Below are 19,479 nucleotides of genomic sequence, written 5' to 3'. Positions count from 1 at the left end.
AGCGTTTGTTGATCCGGCAAATACCGGCATAGTTTCACGTGAAACAGATCGGACCGATAACGAGCCGGCGGCAGAGCCGCAAGGTGCGTCTGCCGTTGCTGCGGCTGTGGAGAGTGCGGGCGATTCAGCCGGTACTGTGATCTCCAATTCCCATCGAGAGGGCGAAGGAAAAGTGTCCAATACTATCGACGACGTGGACGAATCAACCCCCCTGGCGAAAGAACTGGCCAGTGAGACCAGGCGCCGGGAGAAGCTTGCCGGCAAATCACTGGCGAAGCCTGAATCCACCAGGATACTGACGGTCAGCAATCAGAAGGGCGGCGTCGGCAAAACTACAACTACGGTTAACATCGCAGCTGCGCTGGCCGGGGCCGGACTGAACGTCATGGTGGTGGATATTGATCCCCAGGGCAACGCGTCGACTGCACTGGGTGTGGAGCACAATTCCGAGATCGAAAGCGTCTATGACGTGTTGATCAACGATTCACCCATAGCCGATGTCGTGAGACCGTCTGCGGACATCCCATCGCTGCTGTGTGCACCGGCAACGATTGATCTGGCCGGGGCGGAGATTGAATTGGTTTCGTTGGTGGCTCGTGAGCAGCGGTTGCGCCGGGCACTCGACGTTTATGCGGAGGACCGCAAGAAGGCGGGTGAGGAGCGACTCGATTACGTGCTCATCGATTGCCCGCCGAGTCTTGGGCTGCTCACGGTGAATGCGTTTGTAGCCGCCAGCGAAGTGCTCATCCCGATTCAGTGTGAGTACTACGCGCTTGAAGGCCTGAGCCAATTGTTGAAGAACATCGAAATGATTCAGAAGCATTTGAACGCGGATCTGGTGGTCTCGACCATTTTGCTGACGATGTACGATGGTCGGACGAATCTCGCCGCCCAGGTGGCATCAGAGGTTCGCGAGCACTTCCCGGAGCAGGTTCTCAGGGCTCTGGTACCGCGCTCTGTCCGGATCTCCGAGGCTCCAAGCTATCAGCAGACGGTGATGACGTATGACCCATCGTCGAGCGGGGCCTTGTCATATCTGGAGGCAGCGACCGAAATTACCGAGCAGAAGACACCCTCGCCCAATTGATGGGACGAGTCTCGCATCGCGCTTACACTTGATATGAGTGTTTCACGTGCAACTGCTGGCTTCTGCCAGCGCATCATTGGGAGGAATATCCATGGCCGAAAAGCGTAGGGGCCTTGGGCGAGGCTTAGGCGCGCTTATACCGAGCGTGCCAGAGGAGGACGAGGCACAGCCGGAAAGTGAACCGGTAGCCTCTCAGCCCCAGAAGACCAAGCCAGGACGTCCCGTGGACGTGTTCTTCCCGGAGGCTAGCCAAGTGGCCCGGGACGAAGTGCCCTCGCCGACGGCCGAGCCTTCTGCCAATGGATCCGCGCCGCCGGCACGAGAGGAGGCGCATGAGGCGCCAGAGAGCTCCGAAGAGGTTCCAGAGTCCGTCAGGAGGGCCGAGGAAGCACCAAGTACCCAAGAGGGCGATGATGACCGGGGCGGGACGGATGATGCCGCCGTTTCACGTGAAACGCTGGTCGAGGTACCAGGCGCTCGATTCGCGGAGGTGCCGGTCGAGTCGATCCACCCCAATCGTAAACAGCCTCGTGACGTCTTCGACGAGGACGAAATGGCCGAGTTGGTGCACTCGATCGGTGAGGTCGGCATGCTCCAGCCGATCGTCGTCAGGCCTTCCGCCGAAGAGGGCGACGTCGAATTTGAACTGGTCATGGGTGAGCGCCGCTGGCGAGCCGCCAAAGAGGCCGGGCTGGATGCGATCCCTGCGATCATCCGTGAGACCAGTGATGACGATCTGCTGCGTGACGCGCTGTTGGAGAATCTGCATCGTAGTGAGTTGAACCCATTGGAGGAGGCAGCTGCTTACCAGCAGCTCCTCGAGGATTTCGGTTGCACTCATGATGAGCTCGCCGACCGGATCGGGCGCTCCCGTCCACAAGTGTCCAATATGCTTCGGCTGATGAAGCTCCCTCCCCTCGTCCAGCGTCGTGTTGCGGCTGGCGTGCTATCAGCCGGGCATGCTCGCGCCCTACTCAGCCTCACCGATCAGGCTGAGATGGAGAAGCTGGCACAACGAATCGTCTCAGAAGGGTTGTCCGTACGCGCCACCGAGGAAATTGTGGCGATGACTGACGGTTTGAAGCGCCCTGTGCGGAGCAATCGTCCGCAGCAAGGTGCGCGCCATGAGCGCCTCGACTATCTTGCCACCGCGCTTTCGGACCGACTCGATACGAGCGTGAAGATCACCTTGGGTGCTCGTAAAGGCAAGGTGGCCATCGACTTTGCGAGTGTGGACGACTTGAACCGAATCATGGGCGTTCTGAATCCGAATGGTGAGTAGCAAAAGCGCGAAATGGGCCGGTTCCACGTGAAACCGGCCCATTTTTGTGGCGGGAGGCATTGGTCCGGAGATAATTGGACTTCGCTGTCGCCAGGGGCGCAGCGCCATGGCCCGCGTTTCGGAGCGCGGTCGTGACACAGGTGGTCAGGCAACGGGTTATACCTGGAGACTCTTTGGTCCAGGACCGATCGAAGTCTTCTTTCCAGACCTGTGGCGGGGCAGGATGCGGGCCGCGGACTGCGTTGTGCGCGCGGACCAGGACAAGAACGTGCTTTTAGGATGGTGGCGCCGGACGCTGCGGCACGGATTCCGTGGGGTACGGTGGCTCGTTGGGCACCGCCGGCGGCGTATCGCACCGTTCCACGTGAAACAATGGGGCTTTCGCGGGCGCGTCTTCCGCCCAGGGTCAGAAGCGGTCTGCTTGTGGTGATGACGACGCCATGTTGCCCTGGGGCCGGCGCCGGAGTGTCCGGATCCGGAGGTTTATGGCAGGGCGGCCGCAGGAATTCCAGTGTCGTGCAGGCAGAGGCGTGCCGCGGGTTCTCGATGAGGAGCGTTGCAGGGAGCAGGGCCGGGCGTGCCCAAGGAGTGCATTTCTGCCCACGGGCGCCAGCACCTGTACCAACAAAAGCGTTCTCGCCGGGAGACTTGAGCCCGGTGGAGGACTTGTCGGGCGCCCCCGAACCGGAGACTGGCGCGCGGGTTTCACGTGGAACACTTGACCCGTCCCTAGCGGCGGACGCCGCCTGGCCCACCAGCGGGAGGCAGTGGGTTGGTCGGGCTATCGCTGCCCCGAGCTTCTCTGGCGGTTTCCGATGACACTAACAGATGGCAACGCTGCGGTCCTGCAACGCACTGACCCTGGGTCTTAGCTTCCCTTCCAAGGGTTGGCCCTCCATGTTGCCCGCATCTGGCGGCGCGTGGATTGGCGAGACCCGAATCTGTTCCACGTGAAACGGCGGCCGGCCTTGCATTCCGCCTGGAAGATGCGCTCGAGGCAGAAGCTCCGATTTCGAGGATCTCGAGGAACGGGATTGGTGGGCCCTTACCGCGCCTGGTGCAGAGAGGAATGGGAATCTTTTGGTTGTTCGGCCAATGGATGCCAGGGGTCGTGGGGTCGAACCGGCATAGGACGTCATATTGACCCAACGGTGTCTCGAGGGACAACGGGTCAATGTTGTGGTGGGCCTATTGCTTGGAGCGGTCACCTATCCTGGGATTGCTTGACGCGCACCGACTTCAACGGTGTGTATTGGCGGCCGGAGTCGGCGGGAGTCCGCCTTGTTTGTCCGTGGGGATGAGGTAGCCTGGGGGCTCACGGGTTCCACGTGAAACCATCCGTCCCGCTTGTAGGTGTCGGCGGCTGTGCCGGACGGTTCAGAGTACGTCAATTACCGTGAGGCAACCGGCAGGGTTTGTTTCCTCCACACAATTGACGAGACGCTGTGCTTCGGGCATGAAGCTTCCATGTGGGTGTCTCTGGAGGGTTGGTGCGGGGCAGGAGGCTATGCCCCGTCGGCCGTGGTGCACATGCGCCCGCTCCCGTGGATTCAAATGTGTCGGCGTCAGTACAGCCGGAATGAGATCAGCGCGGAGCAACGGCCGCTAAGGCGTCGCTCCGCGCTGTTGGTAATCGGCCTGGCCCGGAAAGAAGGGTCAGGGGTGGCGGCTGTCGGCCGCTACTGAAGGAACTCGGCGAATTCCTGCTCGAGGACCTGCTTGGGCTTGGCTCCGATCGCGGTTGCTGCGACTTCGCCGTCCTTGAATACGTAAACGGCCGGTATGGAAGTGATACCGTACTTGGCCGCAATTCCAGGGCTGTCATCGACGTTGAGCTTCACAACGTCGATGTTCTCGGAGTGTTCGGAGGCGATTTCGTCGAGTATGGGTGAGAGCTGGCGGCATGGGCCGCACCACTCTGCCCAGAAGTCGACCATCACCGGTTTGCCGGCCTCCAGTACGTCTGTCTGGAAGGACTCTTCAGTCACGTCTTTTGCGTTGCTCATGGTTGGCCTCGATTCTGTGTGGATGCTGTTAAACGGTTGCGGCTTCTTCAACCGGAACAGTTTGTCCGGGGGCGCCGCCGGGAAGGCTGGCAAGGTAGTGTTCGACGTCGATGGCGGCTATGCATCCTGTGCCGGCAGCCGTGATTGCCTGCCGATAGGTCGGGTCGACGACATCGCCGGCGGCAAATACACCGGGCAGCGATGTCTTGGAGGAGGGGGCCTGAACCGCAATGGTGCCTTCACTGGTGAGGTCCAGCTGGCCCTTGACCAGGTCGACCCGAGGGTCGTTGCCGATGGCCACGAACACTCCGGTGACGGCGAGTTCACTCTCATCGCCAGTGAGATTATTTTTCAGGCTTATGCCGCTGACCTTTGCGTCGCCGGACATCCCGGTCACTTCAGAATTCCATACGAAGTTGATCTTCGGATTGCCGAACGCCCGGTCCTGCATGATCTTCGAGGCACGCAGGCTGTCGCGACGGTGAACGATCGTGACCGACTTGGCGAATTTGGTCAGAAAGAGTGCCTCTTCCATGGCCGAATCGCCCCCGCCGATGACGGCGATGTCTTGATCCTTGAAGAAGAAGCCATCGCAGGTGGCACACCAGCTCACGCCATGGCCGGAAAGCCGCTTCTCATCTTTTAGTCCCAGCTCGCGGTAGGCAGAGCCTGTGGAGAGGATAATGGTCCGGGCCTGATACGTCTCGCCAGAGGCAATGGTGACCTTTTTGATGTCACCGGAGAGTTCGAGTGCTGCGACGTCTTCAAATTCGATACGGGTCCCGAACCGGGAGGCTTGTTTCTCGAAGTGTTCCATGAGGTCCGGGCCCATAACGCCCTCCGGGAACCCCGGGTAGTTCTCCACGTCCGTGGTGTTCATCAACTCGCCACCTGCCTCGACCGAGCTCGCAAACATCAGCGGATTCAATGCAGCGCGGGAGGTGTAGACAGCGGCAGTGTAGCCGGCAGGCCCCGACCCGACGATGATCACGTCGTGGATGTCCTCGTGGCCTGTCTCTGACGCAGGACGTTCAGTTTCGGTGCTCACTGGCAGTGAACCTCATTCCTTGTTTGGTGGACTACAACCGTTGTGGTGCTGGGCTACGACGGTCGTGGATCTATCTGACCGGCACAACTGCCTGTAGGCGGCGAATATTCCATCATTGGGCACAGCTGCGACGCGTCCGCCTAGCTGATATTGATTTCGGCGAGCTTGATGCCCCAAGGGTAGGGGCCGCTGCTGTTGGCCAGCTCCGGCAGCTCGGTGAAGTTGATGATGACGTATTGAGTCTTGGGCGCTTCGCCCTCCTCCTCCGCAATGGGCAACGTGATGCTCGGGGCCGTGAAGCTGCCCTGGGCAACCTGGTCAGCTCCTTCAAGCGAAGGACTGTCATTGAGCAGTATCTGGAAGCTTCCGCCCGATCCGTTGAGTTGCTGCAGCTGGACTTCGGTGACCGGGGCAGGCTCTTCGAGTTCGACGACGAGGGCCATATTCGAGGCGAATCCTCCGAAGGTGTCATTGGCGTAGAGCAGGCTGTTCCAGGATGTGGCCGGATTGCCGTCGATGGTCTGCGGCAGCAAATCGTCGTTGCCGGCATCAAGATCCGGAGCGTCCGGCACCAGTCGGGTGACATCCGTCGCAACGGGGTCGGGTCCCTCATCCTCGCTCGGGGTGGGAGAGGGACTGGGCGATCCGGAAGCCTCATCGCCGGACTCACCTGCCTCGTTATCGGCTTGTGGGTCGCCAGTCTCCACCGGCGCGTTCTGCTCTGTCCCGGGATTGTCCGAGGCGGTCGGCTGAAACATGGATCCCAACTGCCCGACCGCCAGTACCACGGCGATAACTAAAAGAATGGCCAACACACCACCCACCAGCCAACGGGTGAAGGCAGGCTTCTTCCGGCTCTCCTCTTCTTCATTGGCATAGACGACGCCGGCACCCCGGGCCGCTGCAGGGAAGCGCGACGCCGGGCGGCCGGCGCCAAGGTTGCTGGCTCCGCCGCCTCCACTGGCTGCGCTTGCACCGGCCCCGACGGCCGCGACCCCACCGGCCGCGGCTGCGCCGCCCGCACCTGCGGCACCGGCGCCGGCCCGGTCGTCTTCCTCGTCCTGGCGTGTGTACTCCTCGCTGTCCCAGAGCGTGACTTTGGGTTCGTGTTGCTGAGCGCTGCGCCCGGTGTGGTCGCCTTGCTGCGCTTCCGCACCGGATGCGGCTCCGGCACCGGCTGCCCCCGACCCTGCGGCCGCCCCGGCGGAACCTGATGCGGCGGTGTCGCGGCCGGATCCCTGCTGTCCTGCGCTTTTGGGTGGCACAGTGGGCGGTGGTGGAACCACGGTGCCACGGGGGGCCCGGGTATTGCGGGGCCGCGGTGGTTCACTGCGTTGCAGGTCGTCGTACTGTGCCGGCTGGTATCGGTCGTCATACGGTTCGGGCTCCGTGGAGCGCGGCCGGCCAAAGATTTCCGTGCCCAGCGTGTCCGTTTGGAACGGCTCCACATACGGTGGATTGGCCGCCACCACCAGATCGAGAAGGTCCGCCGCGGACGTTTCATTGGTGATCAGATAGGTGCGATTGTCGGCTACACCCAGGTCCAGCACCTGTACGTCGCCGGGACGCTCGCCTGTGGCGATCTCCCTGGCACTGGTCGCGACCTGATCAGCATTGTCGGAGCCGGCCACCAGAATACTGACGCCCCGGTTGAGGACCTGGTCCACGCCGTCCAGCACCAAATCGTCGTCGGCAGAGGTTGTCACATGTTTCGTGACCTTGTAGCGACCGCCCAATACGGAGCCAACGTCAACGGGCTGTGGCACGGTTCCCTCCCTACTAGGCTGTCGTTAGTGTGCGCTGCGGGCACGGTTGAAAATGGAGATTTGTACAGATCTTACCTGCCACAGACCCGATCACCCGTGTTGGCACGTCGCCGGGGAGCCCTCTTCTCACTGGCAGCTGTGGTGGTTTTGAACCGCTGCCTGCTAGCGTGATGCGCCACCGCGGCCAAGGCGCGCGAGCAGTGGTTGAAGGAATTCCTTCAACTCGTGGACCCGGAACAGTTTCAACAGCAGTAGGTACACCACTGCCATGACAGTTCCGGCGACGGCCAGCACCGCGATGGCCGACAGGATCGACATGTACCGGCCAACGCCGCCTCCCCAGGCGAAGCCATTCGGGTCGTAACCGCCACAGACCCACAGCACGAGCACCCCCGCAGCACCGGAGACCAATGCGGCACAGGCCATCCGGATGTGCGAATCGATGATGTGGCCGCCGTCGTAATTGCCCAGCCGGCGTTTGAGGAACTGATGCGAAACGATCACCCCGGACATGCTGCCCAGCGTGTAGCTGACGGCGAGCGCGAAGATGACCCACTGTGGCGGGAAAAAGGCCGCGCACACCGCCAATGTAATCCCAATAGCCGTCAGTATCATCTGGATGACGAACGGCGTGCGCGCATCTTCCAAGGAATAGAAAACCCTGTTCATCATGAAATTGGCGCTGAAGAACGGAAGTCCGAGGGCCAGGAACGACAGCACGATGCCGACCAGCGCGCCGGCCGGCGCCCGGCCGCCACTGAATAACATGCCCAACGGACCGGCCAGCACCAACAGCGCGACGGCACCGAACACAGTCGCCACCCCGACCGTGCGCAGGCCCCGCGAGAGGATATGGCGCATGGCGTCGTCGTCGTTGCTGCTCGCCGCATGGGACATTCGGTTGAACAGCACTGTCGCCACTGACAGCACCACGATGGAGTGGGGCAGCAGATACACCTGCGTGGCAACTGTCAGGGAGTAGGGACCGGCGATTGCACCCTCGACGCTGTCACGGGCCCCGGTGGCAATGGTGCCGATCTTGGTATAGATCAGGAAGGCGCCATTACCGACAATCATCGTGCCAAGGGTCCAGACAGCAATCTTTGCCGCGCGGCCCAGCCCGATGCCGCGCCAGCCGAACCGGGGCTTCAGCCCGAGCCGCAGGCGCTTCACCGGCCAGGCAAGCACCAGCGCCTGGACGGCAATGCCGAGGGTGGCCGTACCGGCCACCAGGATGGTTTGGGTCGTGGACCAGTTCTCCACTGTGTGCGCGACGGCCCGTCCATCCTGCATTTGCTGGGCACCCATCATGGCAATGAACAGCAGCAGTCCGCCGATAGCGACCACATTGTTCAGCACCGGCGCCCACATGTAGGGGCCAAAGGAGCCATAGGAGTTCAGGATCTGGCCCAGCACTGCATACAAACCGTAGAAAAAGATCTGCGGCAGGCACCACAGGCCAAAGGTAATAGCCAAAGTCAGCTGCGCCTGGCTGAAGTCCGTAGTCAGCAGCGGGATGATCCAGCCTGCGGAAAGCGTGATCACCAGGGCCAGCAGCACCATCACCAGCACCATCAGAGTCAACAGCCTGCTGACGTAGTCCGTTCCGCGGTCGTGTTGTTTGCTGGCCCTGATGATCTGCGGCACCAGCACCGCATTGAAGATCCCGCCCGCCACGGCCAAATAGATGATGTTCGGTATCTGGTTGGCGATGTCGAAAATGTCCGCTACGCCAGTGGCGGCGCCCAAAGCGATGGACAGCAGGATCGTTTTGACGAAACCGAGTCCCCGGGAGACCAGTGTGCCGGCGGCCATGATCGCGCTGGACCGGGCCGCATTCGGTTTTTCCTCTTCAGAGTCAGTGGAAGTTGCTTGCGCCGTCATCAGCTATATCGTCCCACTGCTTGGTAACAAAATACTTCCGGACGCTCCGTGGTTCGTCTCAGACATGCCCGGGGAGCACTTCGCGGGCCACATCAGCAATACGCCGCTCATTGGGAAAAGACAGCCGCTTGGCCAGATCCTTGATCGGCACCCACGCGACGTCGACGGCCTCGTGATCGGGATCATTCTCTGTGGTGAGCTCACCACCGGTGGCTGTCAGCAGGAAATGGTGAACCGTCTTATGCACCCGGTGGCCGGATACGGTGAACCAATAGTCGACGGTGCCCAGTCGAGCGAGCATCCGACCGGCAATCCCTGTCTCTTCTTCAATCTCCCTGATGGCCGCTTCTTCGTTTGTCTCATCGTTTTCGGGGTGGCCCTTGGGCAGGCACCACTCGAGTCGGCCGCCGCGGTTGATCCGGGCAATAATCGCAACATGGAGGCGCTGGTCGGCGGTGTCAACCACGACTCCGCCGGCGGAAATCTCCTCGACAGTGGGCAGGCCCGTGTGTGCCGGAGGCATGGAACCGCGGCCCATTGACACCGTCAATGGGGTACGTTTCGGTGCTCTCGGGACGGGGTGGGCCATGCAGACCACTCTAACGATCTTTAGACCCGGTGATGAACGGCCGGAGAAAGTCTGGCAGGATTTAAGGCACTATGGCGCAGCTGATCGATACATCGACCCTTCCCAAGATCGTTATCGAACTGGCAGAGCTGTTTACCGCCGCCGGGCACGAATTGTCGCTGGTCGGCGGCCCCGTCCGCGACTTGTTTCTGGGACGGATGTCACCCGATCTGGACTTCACCTCCGACGCCACGCCCGACGAAATCGTCCATCTCATCAGGAAGTGGGCCGACGCCTATTGGGAGATCGGCAGGGACTTCGGCACCATCGGCCTGCGCCGCCAGGGCCTCACGCTGGAAGTGACCACCTACCGGGCGGACGCCTACGACGCCGGCTCCCGCAAGCCGCAGGTCGCGTTCGGCACGGTACTGGAAGATGATCTGCTGCGCCGTGATTTCACCATGAACGCGATGGCGCTGCGGCTGCCGTCCATGGAGCTGGTGGACCCTTCCGGAGGGGTGAAGGATCTGCATACCGGCCAGCTGCGCACCCCCGGCACGCCGTCGTCGTCGTTTTCGGATGATCCGCTGCGGATGCTGCGCGCGGCCCGCTTCGCCTCGCAACTGCAGGTTGATGTGGCCCCGGAGGTCGCCGAGGCGATGACGGCGATGGCTGACCGCATCGACATTGTCTCCGCCGAGCGGGTGCGCGATGAGCTGACCAAGCTGGTGTGCGGAGTGGCACCGGAAGCGGGCATCGACCTGCTGGTCTCGTCCGGGCTGGCCGGCCATGTGCTGCCCGAGGTTCCGGCGCTGAAACTCGAAATTGACGAGCACCACCGCCATAAGGATGTCTACCAGCATTCGCTCACGGTGCTGCGGCAGGCGGCCGGACTGGAAACCGGCGACGACGGTGCCGTGCCCGCCCCTGATTTCATCCTGCGGTTTGCTGCGTTGATGCACGACGTCGGCAAGCCCGCCACCCGCCGCTTCGAGGCGTCGGGAGCGGTCAGTTTCCGGCACCACGAGGTGGTCGGGGCGAAGCTGACCGCGAAGCGGATGAAGGCGCTCCGCTTCGACAATGACACCATCAAGGCGGTGTCCCTGCTGGTGGAACTGCACATGCGTTTTTATGGATACGGCGACGCCGGGTGGACCGATTCCGCCGTCCGGCGCTACGTCACCGATGCCGGGGATCAGCTGGAGCGGCTGCACCGCCTCACCAGGTCCGACGTAACCACCCGGAACCGGCGGAAGGCCGAGCGGCTCTCCTTCGCCTATGACGATCTGGAGCAACGGATTGCCGCGTTGCGCCAGCAAGAGGAGCTGGAAGCAATCCGGCCCGACCTGGACGGCAGCCGAATCATGGAACTGCTGGGCATCAAGCCGGGCCCCGTCGTCGGGCGGGCCTACAAATTCCTGCTCAATGAACGGATGGAATCCGGCCCCTTGGAACCGGCGGAGGCAGAGCGCAGGCTTCGTCAGTGGTGGGCAGAGCAACCGGAATCCGCTCCATGATCCACACCATGACCCGCCCCACGGAGGCCCAGTGACGCACCCGATCAGCGACGTCGAAAACCACAAATCGGACAACCCGCGACTGTGGCTGCTGCGCCACGGGGAGACGGAATGGGCGCGCGAGGGCAGGCATACCGGACTGACCGACGTCGAACTGACAGCCGAGGGCGAGGCGCTCGCGGCCGGGATCAAGTCGCGGCTGGAACACATCACATTTGACCTGGTGCTGACCTCACCGCTGCAGCGCGCCTGGCGCACGGCGGAACTGGCCGGACTCAACCAGGCCGAGGAAGAGCCGCGCGTTGTGGAATGGGACTACGGCGACTACGAGGGGCTGACAACGGACGAGATCCGCGAAAAGGAGCCGGGGTGGTCCATCTGGACGCACGGTGCCCGTGGCGGTGAATCGGCCGGCCAGGTCGCCGCACGGGCGGATGCGGTGATCGCCCGGGTCCGCTCCTCCGGGCACCGGAACGTCATGCTGGTGGCACACAGCCATTTCCTGCGGCTGCTCACCGCGCGGTGGCTCAGCCTGGAACCGGCCGGCGGGCACCACTTCCTGCTCGGTACGGGCAAGGTGTGCACCTTGGGCTGGGACCGGGAGACCCCGGCGGTGCTGGCCTGGGGAGTGTGAGCGGCGTTGGGCGGTCGAGTGGCCAATAAGTGCCATTTGGAGTGTGACAATCCCACGAGCGGTCATGAAATGCCGTAAATGGTGGGTTGGAGTGGGCAGATATCGTCCAACTGCGGCGGATAGGACAGATAGTGCCCAATCGGGATCGGGTTGCAGGGGCCATGGTCGCCACTCCTGACCGGTTTCACCGCCGGTGCTCGCGCGGCAGGCCGCCGGGGCGCCCATGGCAGGCCGCCGGTGGGTCCGGCAGGCCGGGGCACCGGGAGCCAGGGGCGCCGGGAGCGGTCGTCAGCGGGCGGCACCGAAAATTAGTTGAGGAATTCTCCATTTATTCTAGGCAAGAGCAGCCGACGTGGGGTACGGTTATTAGCGTGCGATTGGGAAGACCCAATCCAGTACCGGTTTCGATAGCGCAAAGGAGGTGGGGATTGTGAATAATTTTGAGATTCGCCTGACAGGCATGTTTATGCCACACGCGGTTCTGCTCGCAGCGCCTGGCACTGCTTATGCATCAACCAGCCCCGCCTCCGCATTCTGTTCGCGCTGATTCCTTCCACTTCCGGCCGTTAGCCGGTTTTCAGCAGGGAAATCCACCGCATTTTCAGCGGAGGCCTCACTTTCGTTTTGATTGAGGAACTCCCGTGCGCATTCTTGCATCTGCCTATTCGCCGGCTGCGTCTGCCGGCCCGTCCGGGCGGCCGGCCCCGTCCAATCCGCCCACCCCCGTGGTGCCGGACGGTTCCGTGCCGCCGTCGTCGGAATTCATTCTGTCCAGCCCCGCCGTTATCCGCAGTGGACCTGTCGCTGCGGAGGGCGGAACACCCGTCGAAACCACGCAAGGAGGTGATCAGCATGGGTAAGAAGAGCCGTGAGCGGCGCTCCTATTGGAAGCGGATACGCCGCGACGAATACGGCCAACCGCTGCCTGGAGCACTGCCGGACGCCCGGAGTACTTCCGAACGCTACATAGCACCGCAGCACGTCATGTACATCAAGTAATGCCGTAACCGGCATCGATCAGGAGGTACTGACATTGGTGCTCAGTGCTGATTCGAGCGAAACCCGCGTTTGGGTGTCCCCGTCACTTGACGATAAGACGGCGGACAATCGCAGACGCGGGTTTCCGCCTTTAACGACCCGGTTAACGACGAGCTGGTGGACGGCAAATGAACATTGGTCGACAATCCGGCCAAGCCGGCAAATAGCCGCTTCAACCGGCGGTGCTGGACGATAGCCTTTTGCTGACCAACTACTCACGTTTGCAGGTGGAGAAAAATGCGCGTCGCTGAACAGCTGGGTCGGCAGCTGGTGAAACTGCGGTCCGGCGCCGCCGGGCACGGGCAACCCGACGCCGGTCAGGACGAGTTGCAGTACTTATTCGTGATGACCTACGGCAGATCCGGATCCACGCTGCTGCAAGGCATCCTCAACACCATCCCGGGGTACGTGATCCGCGGTGAAAACCGCGGCTTGATGGGCGACCTCTACAAATTCCACAACCGTGCGGTGAAGGACCGGCAGGACCGGCTGCGGGCCGAGCCGATTCCGGTCACCCACCCGTGGTACGGCATCGATGGCTATCCTGACCAAGCGGCGTTTGAGAGCATGCGGGCTCTGGCGCTGAACACCTTCATCCGGCCGGAGCCGGACTCGCGTGTTGTCGGATACAAGGAGATCCGGTGGCCGGTAAAGGGGCTGCCCGACTTCGTCGAGTTTCTCCGCAACGTGTTCCCCGGGGCCCGCTTCCTGATCAACACCCGCTCCCACGAGGCCGTCAGCCAGAGTAAGTGGTGGGTCAACGAACCCGACGCGTTGGAGCGGATTGCCGCGGCCGAGAACCGGTACCTTGCGGCCGCTGACCTGCTCGGGCCGGACGCCTTCCGGGTCCACTACGACGATTACACCTCCGACCCGGAGTCACTGCGAAGCATGTATGCGTGGCTTGGCGAGGAGTTCGACGTCGACCTGGTCCGGGCCACGATGGCCCAGCGGCACTCGTATTGAGCACGACGGTCCGGCGCGGGCCGTTCGCTGCGCACTTCAATCGGCACGGAGTAACACCAACGGGCACGCGTCCCGGCGGGGCGGTCGCCGACACGCCGGGAACCACGCCGCCAATCCCACCTTGGTGTTAATCCATGCACTGAAGCACGGCGACCGGTCGCAGGTGCCTACTGGTCGGCGGTCCCGCTGATGAAGTCCTCCACCTTGGCACGGGACTCGTCTTCGGGATACTGCTCGGGCGGGGATTTCATGAAGTAGCTGGACGCGGACAGCAAAGGTCCGCCGATACCGCGGTCCAGCCCGATCTTCGCCGCCCGGATGGCATCGATGATGACGCCGGCGGAGTTGGGCGAATCCCAAACCTCCAGCTTGTACTCCATGTTGACCGGCGCGTCCCCGAAGTTGCGCCCCTCCAGTCGGACGTAGGCCCATTTCCGGTCGTCGAGCCACTCGATGTAGTCGCTGGGTCCGATGTGCACGTTCCGGGTGCCGAGTTCGGCCGTCGTGTTGGAAGTGACCGCCTGGGTCTTGGACGTTTTCTTGGATTCCAAGCGTTCACGCTCGAGCATGTTCTTGAAGTCCATGTTGCCGCCGACGTTGAGCTGATACGTCCGGTCCAGCACCACGCCACGCTCCTGGAACAGCCGGGCCATCACGCGGTGGGTGATGGTGGCACCGATCTGGGATTTAATGTCGTCGCCGACAATGGGCAGGCCGGCCGCGGTGAACTTGTCCGCCCACTGCCTGGTTCCGGCGATGAAAACCGGCAGCGCATTGACAAAGGCGGCTCCGGCGTCGATGGCTGCCTGGGCGTAGAACTTCGCGGCATCCTCGGACCCGACCGGCAGGTAGCAGACCACCACGTCGACCCGGGCTTCACGCAGAGCGGCCGCCACATCCACCGGCTCGTCGTCGGACTCGGTGATGGTGTCCCGGTAGTACTGTCCCAGCCCATCCAGGGTCGGGCCGCGTTGAACGTTTATCCCCGTGGCCGGCACATCTGCGATTTTGATGGTGTTGTTCTCGCTGGCCGTGAGCGCATCGGCCAGGTCCAGCCCGACTTTCTTGCCGTCGACGTCGAACGCAGCCACAAAGTTCACATCATTGACGTGGTAGGGACCGAATTCGACGTGCATCAGGCCGGGAATGCTGCTGTCCGCGGCGGCATCGCGGTAGTAATGGACCCCTTGCACCAGCGACGCGGCGCAGTTGCCCACCCCGACGATCGCTGCCCGAATTGGATTAGTTCCCACGTGTTCTCCTTGTAATTGTTGTGGTGGTCGATGCGGCGGATTCAGCGCCGATGAGCTCGTCCAGCCAGCCCAACTCGCGCTCGAGTGAATCCCGCCCGTGTTGTTGCAGGACGACGGCGTACCGGTCCCGCGGTTGCTGCAGCTTGGCCAGCGACTGGTCGACGACGGCGAGCCGTTCGGTCAGCCGCGCGCGGCGGCCCTGCAGGATGTGCAGCCTGGTCTGCGGATCGATCCGGGAGAAGAACGAGAAGTGCACGCCGAATTGGTCATCATCCCAGGCCGCCGGGCCGGTATCCGAAAGATTCGCCGCCAGCCGGGCGGCGCCGTCGTCGGTCAGGATGTAGCTGATCCGGTGCCGTCCGGTGCATTCTGCTGCCGTATGGTCCAGTCCGTACTCGCGGATCAAACCGGCGCCGGTGAGCCGGCGCAGGCATGGATACAGCGTTCCATAGGAGAGGGCACGGAACGGTCCGAACATAAGATTCAGCCGTTTACGCAGTTCATAGCCGTGCAGTGGCGTGTCACTGAGCAGGCCAAGCACCGCAAATTCGAGGGTCTCCGATCGCTTTCCCATGCTTCACCGCCTCCAGGCTCCGCCCCATTGTTACGTACCGATGTATCGACAGGATATATCGCGCGGCAATGCTGACCGAATTGTGACGGCGGACGGGTGGCGATGCAGCCCCAAGCTGGGGGTGTCCAGGGGCCGAGCCGGCGCCGTTGCCTATTCGGCCGGTTGGGGTTGCGGGAGCAGGGTGGCTGCCGTGGTGGTGATGGTGTCCAGGGCGTGCGCCACCATCGGATGTTCCCTGCCGCCGAGCCGGGTCGTTGCCAGGATCCGGCGTGCGGGCGCAGGCTCGCCGCTGAGCCGGACCCGCTCCACCGGCCATTCTTCATGGAGCCGGGCGAGACGGGGCACCAGGATGATGCCGAAGTGATGCGCCACCAGCGCGGTTCCGGTGTCCCACTCGTCGGCATAGTGGGCGATGTTGGGTGTAAACCCGGCGGCCTGGCAGGCCGTCAGCACCAGGTGGTGATAGGCGCTTCCGGGCCGTCCCACAATCCACGATTCGTCGGCCGCGTCGGCGAGGGTGACCCGGGAGCGTGCGGCCAGATGATGTTGTTCGGGCACCACCAGGTCCAGGGGGTCGTCAAGCAGCGGCCGCTGATCGAAGCGCTGGTCCGACGACGGCGGTGTCTGTCCGGTCGCCGTCAGCAGCGCCAGGTCCGCATCGCCGGCAAGCAGCAGGTCGAAACCCCGGGAAGGCTCGGCTTCGATGACGCGCACGCTCAGATGAGGGTACCGGTCCCGCAACGATGCGGCGGCCGGGGGAAGCAGGTGGGTGGCGGCGGTGGAGAATCCGCACACCGTGAACGACCCCGCCGGTTCGTCGACGGAGGCCATGAGTTCGGCCTCCGCACGCTCGACCTGGGCATACAACACATCGGCGTGCCGCAGCACAGTCCTGGCAGCGGCGGTCAGCCTGATTCCGCGTCCGTACTGCGAGAGCAGGTCCACGCCGAGCTCGGCGGCCAGCTGGCGCAACTGGTGCGAAACCGCCGACGGCGTGTAGTGCAACGCGGCTGCCGCGGCGGTGACCGTGCCGTAGTGGGCGACCATTTGCAGCACCCGCAGCTTTGGATCAATCATGAAAGAATAATACACGGTATAGTGCAATACTGTTTGCTTCTCTTCATGTCTCGTTGATGTAACGCTTGAAGCATGCACCTTAAGAGTTCCCCGGCTGCCCACCCGCGGCCTCCGTTCCGGCCCGCCACGCTTCACGGCTCCAAGCGTGAAGCGCGTATCGCCGTGCATCTGCTTTTGGTGCTGACCGCCGGAGCCTACCTGCCTACCCCGTTGTATCCCGGGTACCAGCAGGCCTTTGGCTTCACCGATCTGACCATGGTGCTGATCTACGCGGTCTTTGCGCTGGTCAGCGCCCCGGCGCTGCTGCTCTTTGGGCCTGCCTCGGATGTGCTCGGGCGGCGGTCCATACTTCGGCTCAGCCTGTTGCTGGCCGCGATCGGCTCGGTCTGCTTCCTGATCGCCGACGGACCTGCGCTGCTGCTGGTCGGCCGGGCGGCGCAGGGGCTGGCATTGGGCGCAGCCACTGGTCCCGCGACTGCCCTGATCATCGAGAGCAGGGCGGAACGGCAGCGGTTGTGGGCGTCAGTGCTGGCCACCATGGCGTTTGTTGGCGGTACAGCGGCAGGACCATTCGCGGCCGGTGCGTTGGCGGAATATTTGCCTTGGCCGCGGCTGCTGCCGTTCGTCATTCACCTGGGTCTGCTCGCCATCGGGTGGCGGCGCGTGTCCACCCTGACGGCGGCGCCCACCCAACGGTTACGGCAATGGCGTCCGACCCGTCCGCAGGTGCCACATGCGATGCGCCACCGGTTTGCTTCCGCGGCCGCGACCGGATTTATCGCCTGGACGGTGGCAGGGGTGTTCCTGGCGACGATACCGACCATCATCACCCGGGCCACCGGGACGGAGCATCCGGCGGTGACAGGCGGCATCGTCGCCGTGATGTTGACCTGCTCGATGCTGGTCCAGCCCCTGGTGCTGCGGTTGAGTTCGCGGCTGGCCCAGCTCGCCGGTCTCGGCGCGTTGCTGGGCAGCCTGGTGATGCTGATACTGACCATCGGCAACTCGACGGCACTGACCCTCGTCGCGGCTGTCGCCGCCGGGATCGGGCACGGGTTCGCCTACGGCAGCGCCACGGCCAGTGTCGATGCGGCAACTCCGGCACACAGCCGTGGAGGCGTCAACGCCGCCCTGTACCTGGCGTTCTACCTCGGTGCGGGAGCTCCGGCAGTCGCCGTCGGCCTGCTGACGTTCTGGCACCCCTTGCCCGTGGCGGTCGCCTGGCTCAGCGCGGCCACCGCGGCGCTGATCCCGGTGATCGCCGCAGCGGTCATCTTTACCACCTCACCACATATAAACCGAACAGTAGATGGAGGAACATCATGGCAGGAATCGCGTCGTTTGGACGTTTAAGCACCGAGGCAGGAGTCAAGGCTTTCCTTGATTGCCGGGGGATGGAGCCCGCTCCGGAGCGGGACGGCCGGCGCCGCGCCGGCGAAACCCGGCACCAGCCGCTTCACGGTCTCTGGCGGGGCTGGAAGGGCCGCTTCAAGCACTGAGGCACCCGCGCGCGAGCGTAACCGCCACTGGGGTACGGAGCGGATGCGTGCAGGGGAAAGAGGCACCCGCGCGCGGGCGTAACCGCCGCCGCGGTTACGCCGAGCTGCGGATCCGGCGGGCCACCTGCAGCAACGGATCGGGCAGCGCCGTGCGCAGGCGGCGCCGGATGCGGCCCTGCAGATACCGTGCATTCGCCGCACTGGTGTTGCGGGCCGTGAGCCGTCCGGTGCGGGCGCGCACGGCGTAGCTTTCCAGTAGCTGCGCCAGGTCCACGTTCTGGTGGTGGAAGTAGTTCTCCCGCAGCCACGGCTTGGCCGGATGGGCAAAGGCGCAGCGGCCCAGGTCGTCGAGGGACCCGAGCAGCCCGCTGCCGGTGAAGACGCTGTTGAGCAACTCGTCCGCGACCCCAAAGTCCTCCAGGACCAGCACCGGCAAGCCGGCGTCGACCGCCTCCAGCGCCGCCGTCGAACTGACCGTGACCAGCGCCGTGCCCGGTACCAGCAGCTGCGACATCGGTCCGGTGCGGAACGACAACTCGTGCCCGGCGACTGCACCTTCGCTGATCAGCCAGGCCCAGATCCGGTCATAGGGAAGCTGTTCCAGGTGGGTCTGCGGTTCGCCGTCCCAGGCACGCAGTTTCACCACTACGTCCAGCTCCGGATGCCGGCGGGAGAGTGCGGCGAGCCGCTGCAGGATCAAGGATCGTTCCTCGCGGCCGGAGGGGACTTTGGCCTGCGGTGCGAAGACGACCGAGCGCAAGGCGCTGGTCACGGGTTCCGGGATAGTGGCCGAGTTCAGGAACGGGAGCCGGGACACCAGCATTGTCTGCTCCAACCCTTCGGCCGAGGCCATGGCGCTGAAGGCACGACACTCACAGTGGCTGTGCGTGATGAACGCATCCCCCAGGGCGCGGTATTGCAGCGCCCTGGATGTGGCCGGCAGTGCGACCCCGGGTAGCGCGGACACCAGGGCGGGGCGGTGTTCCAGCCGGGAGGCCGCGAGGAAGACCTCCTCGGTGACCGGTCCGGTGGCGGCGGACAGTACGACGTCGGCGCCGGCCAGCGTGCTGGTCAGCGCCGAGGGGGTCAGCACGGGCGGCAGGCTGCCCGCGAGGAAGGTGCCGGCAGTTGCCGCGGACATTTGCTCCACGGTGGGGCGCAGCGGAGAGCGCAGGATGGCCACGCTCCGGTCCCATCCGGGCATCGTCTCCAGCGTCGAGCAGGCAAACTTCAGGTAGGAATCGCTGTCGGCGATGGCGGCAATCCGGAAGGGTTCCATC

At 63.6% G+C, this 19,479-nt stretch carries 16 protein-coding genes; 7 read left to right on the top strand and 9 right to left on the bottom strand.

The annotated features are described in order from the left end of the window. Window positions 1-106 precede the first annotated feature (106 nt). Complete coding sequence (locus H535_RS0116560; RefSeq protein WP_281171272.1) at window positions 107-1,087, top strand: ParA family protein; 981 nt, start codon at window positions 107-109, stop codon at window positions 1,085-1,087. 91 nt (window positions 1,088-1,178) lie between these two features. Next, window positions 1,179-2,369 (top strand): ParB/RepB/Spo0J family partition protein, encoded by a 1,191-nt coding sequence (locus H535_RS0116555; RefSeq protein ID WP_026820418.1) that lies wholly within the window; start codon window positions 1,179-1,181, stop codon window positions 2,367-2,369. Between the two features lie 1,679 nt (window positions 2,370-4,048). Here H535_RS0116555 and trxA read toward each other — a convergent pair. From trxA to H535_RS0116530, 5 genes are all read right to left on the bottom strand, one after another. Then, entirely contained in the window at window positions 4,049-4,375 is a 327-nt protein-coding gene (gene trxA, locus H535_RS0116550; RefSeq protein ID WP_026820417.1) for a thioredoxin, read from the bottom strand. A 28-nt stretch (window positions 4,376-4,403) separates the two neighbouring features. Next, window positions 4,404-5,423, bottom strand: a complete 1,020-nt coding sequence (gene trxB / locus H535_RS26175; RefSeq protein WP_245580359.1) for a thioredoxin-disulfide reductase — start codon at window positions 5,421-5,423, stop codon at window positions 4,404-4,406. 140 nt (window positions 5,424-5,563) lie between these two features. Then, window positions 5,564-7,189 (bottom strand): hypothetical protein, encoded by a 1,626-nt coding sequence (locus tag H535_RS0116540; protein WP_026820416.1) that lies wholly within the window; start codon window positions 7,187-7,189, stop codon window positions 5,564-5,566. A 162-nt stretch (window positions 7,190-7,351) separates the two neighbouring features. Further along, window positions 7,352-9,073, bottom strand: coding sequence for a murein biosynthesis integral membrane protein MurJ (gene murJ / locus H535_RS26170; RefSeq protein ID WP_051299446.1), 1,722 nt, complete (start codon window positions 9,071-9,073; stop codon window positions 7,352-7,354). 58 nt (window positions 9,074-9,131) lie between these two features. Further along, entirely contained in the window at window positions 9,132-9,662 is a 531-nt protein-coding gene (locus H535_RS0116530) for an NUDIX hydrolase (RefSeq protein ID WP_026820415.1), read from the bottom strand. Between the two features lie 71 nt (window positions 9,663-9,733). Between H535_RS0116530 and H535_RS0116525 the strand changes: the two genes are divergently transcribed. From H535_RS0116525 to H535_RS26160, 4 genes are all read left to right on the top strand, one after another. Continuing rightward, window positions 9,734-11,158 (top strand): CCA tRNA nucleotidyltransferase, encoded by a 1,425-nt coding sequence (locus H535_RS0116525; RefSeq protein ID WP_026820414.1) that lies wholly within the window; start codon window positions 9,734-9,736, stop codon window positions 11,156-11,158. Window positions 11,159-11,189: 31 nt separating this feature from the next. Beyond that, the gene (locus H535_RS0116520) at window positions 11,190-11,792 is read left to right on the top strand and encodes a histidine phosphatase family protein (RefSeq protein WP_245580358.1); all 603 of its coding nucleotides are present in this window, start codon (window positions 11,190-11,192) and stop codon (window positions 11,790-11,792) included. An 852-nt stretch (window positions 11,793-12,644) separates the two neighbouring features. Next, window positions 12,645-12,791 carry a hypothetical protein gene (locus H535_RS26165; protein ID WP_155838743.1) on the top strand — a complete coding sequence of 49 codons (147 nt, stop codon included), beginning with the start codon at window positions 12,645-12,647 and terminating at the stop codon, window positions 12,789-12,791. A gap of 276 nt (window positions 12,792-13,067) precedes the next feature. Continuing rightward, window positions 13,068-13,796: a sulfotransferase gene (locus H535_RS26160; RefSeq protein WP_051299444.1), complete on the top strand. Its 729-nt coding sequence runs from the start codon at window positions 13,068-13,070 to the stop codon at window positions 13,794-13,796. Window positions 13,797-13,963: 167 nt separating this feature from the next. Here H535_RS26160 and H535_RS0116500 read toward each other — a convergent pair whose 3' ends face one another. From H535_RS0116500 to H535_RS0116490, 3 genes are all read right to left on the bottom strand, one after another. Further along, on the bottom strand, window positions 13,964-15,049 hold the full coding sequence (locus tag H535_RS0116500) for an inositol-3-phosphate synthase (RefSeq protein WP_026820412.1): 1,086 nt from the start codon (window positions 15,047-15,049) through the stop codon (window positions 13,964-13,966). Then, window positions 15,039-15,623 carry a PadR family transcriptional regulator gene (locus H535_RS26155; RefSeq protein WP_035770018.1) on the bottom strand — a complete coding sequence of 195 codons (585 nt, stop codon included), beginning with the start codon at window positions 15,621-15,623 and terminating at the stop codon, window positions 15,039-15,041. The genes H535_RS0116500 and H535_RS26155 overlap by 11 nt, the downstream gene beginning before the upstream one ends. A 150-nt stretch (window positions 15,624-15,773) precedes the next feature. Then, entirely contained in the window at window positions 15,774-16,700 is a 927-nt protein-coding gene (locus tag H535_RS0116490) for a LysR family transcriptional regulator (RefSeq protein WP_026820411.1), read from the bottom strand. Between the two features lie 72 nt (window positions 16,701-16,772). On the opposite strand from H535_RS0116490, the gene H535_RS26150 reads away from it, so the two are divergent. Beyond that, complete coding sequence (locus tag H535_RS26150; RefSeq protein WP_081416758.1) at window positions 16,773-18,053, top strand: MFS transporter; 1,281 nt, start codon at window positions 16,773-16,775, stop codon at window positions 18,051-18,053. A gap of 240 nt (window positions 18,054-18,293) precedes the next feature. Here the strand turns inward: H535_RS26150 and H535_RS26145 are convergent, their stop codons facing one another. After that, the gene (locus H535_RS26145; RefSeq protein WP_035770017.1) at window positions 18,294-19,478 is read right to left on the bottom strand and encodes a DUF6716 putative glycosyltransferase; all 1,185 of its coding nucleotides are present in this window, start codon (window positions 19,476-19,478) and stop codon (window positions 18,294-18,296) included. Window position 19,479 lies beyond the last annotated feature (1 nt).

It is taken from the genome of Arthrobacter castelli DSM 16402 (assembly GCF_000430705.1).
In the GTDB taxonomy this organism is placed as follows: domain Bacteria; phylum Actinomycetota; class Actinomycetes; order Actinomycetales; family Micrococcaceae; genus Arthrobacter_C; species Arthrobacter_C castelli.
The sequence above is the reverse complement of the archived record's forward strand: the minus strand, read 5'-3'. Positions and strand labels throughout refer to the sequence as shown.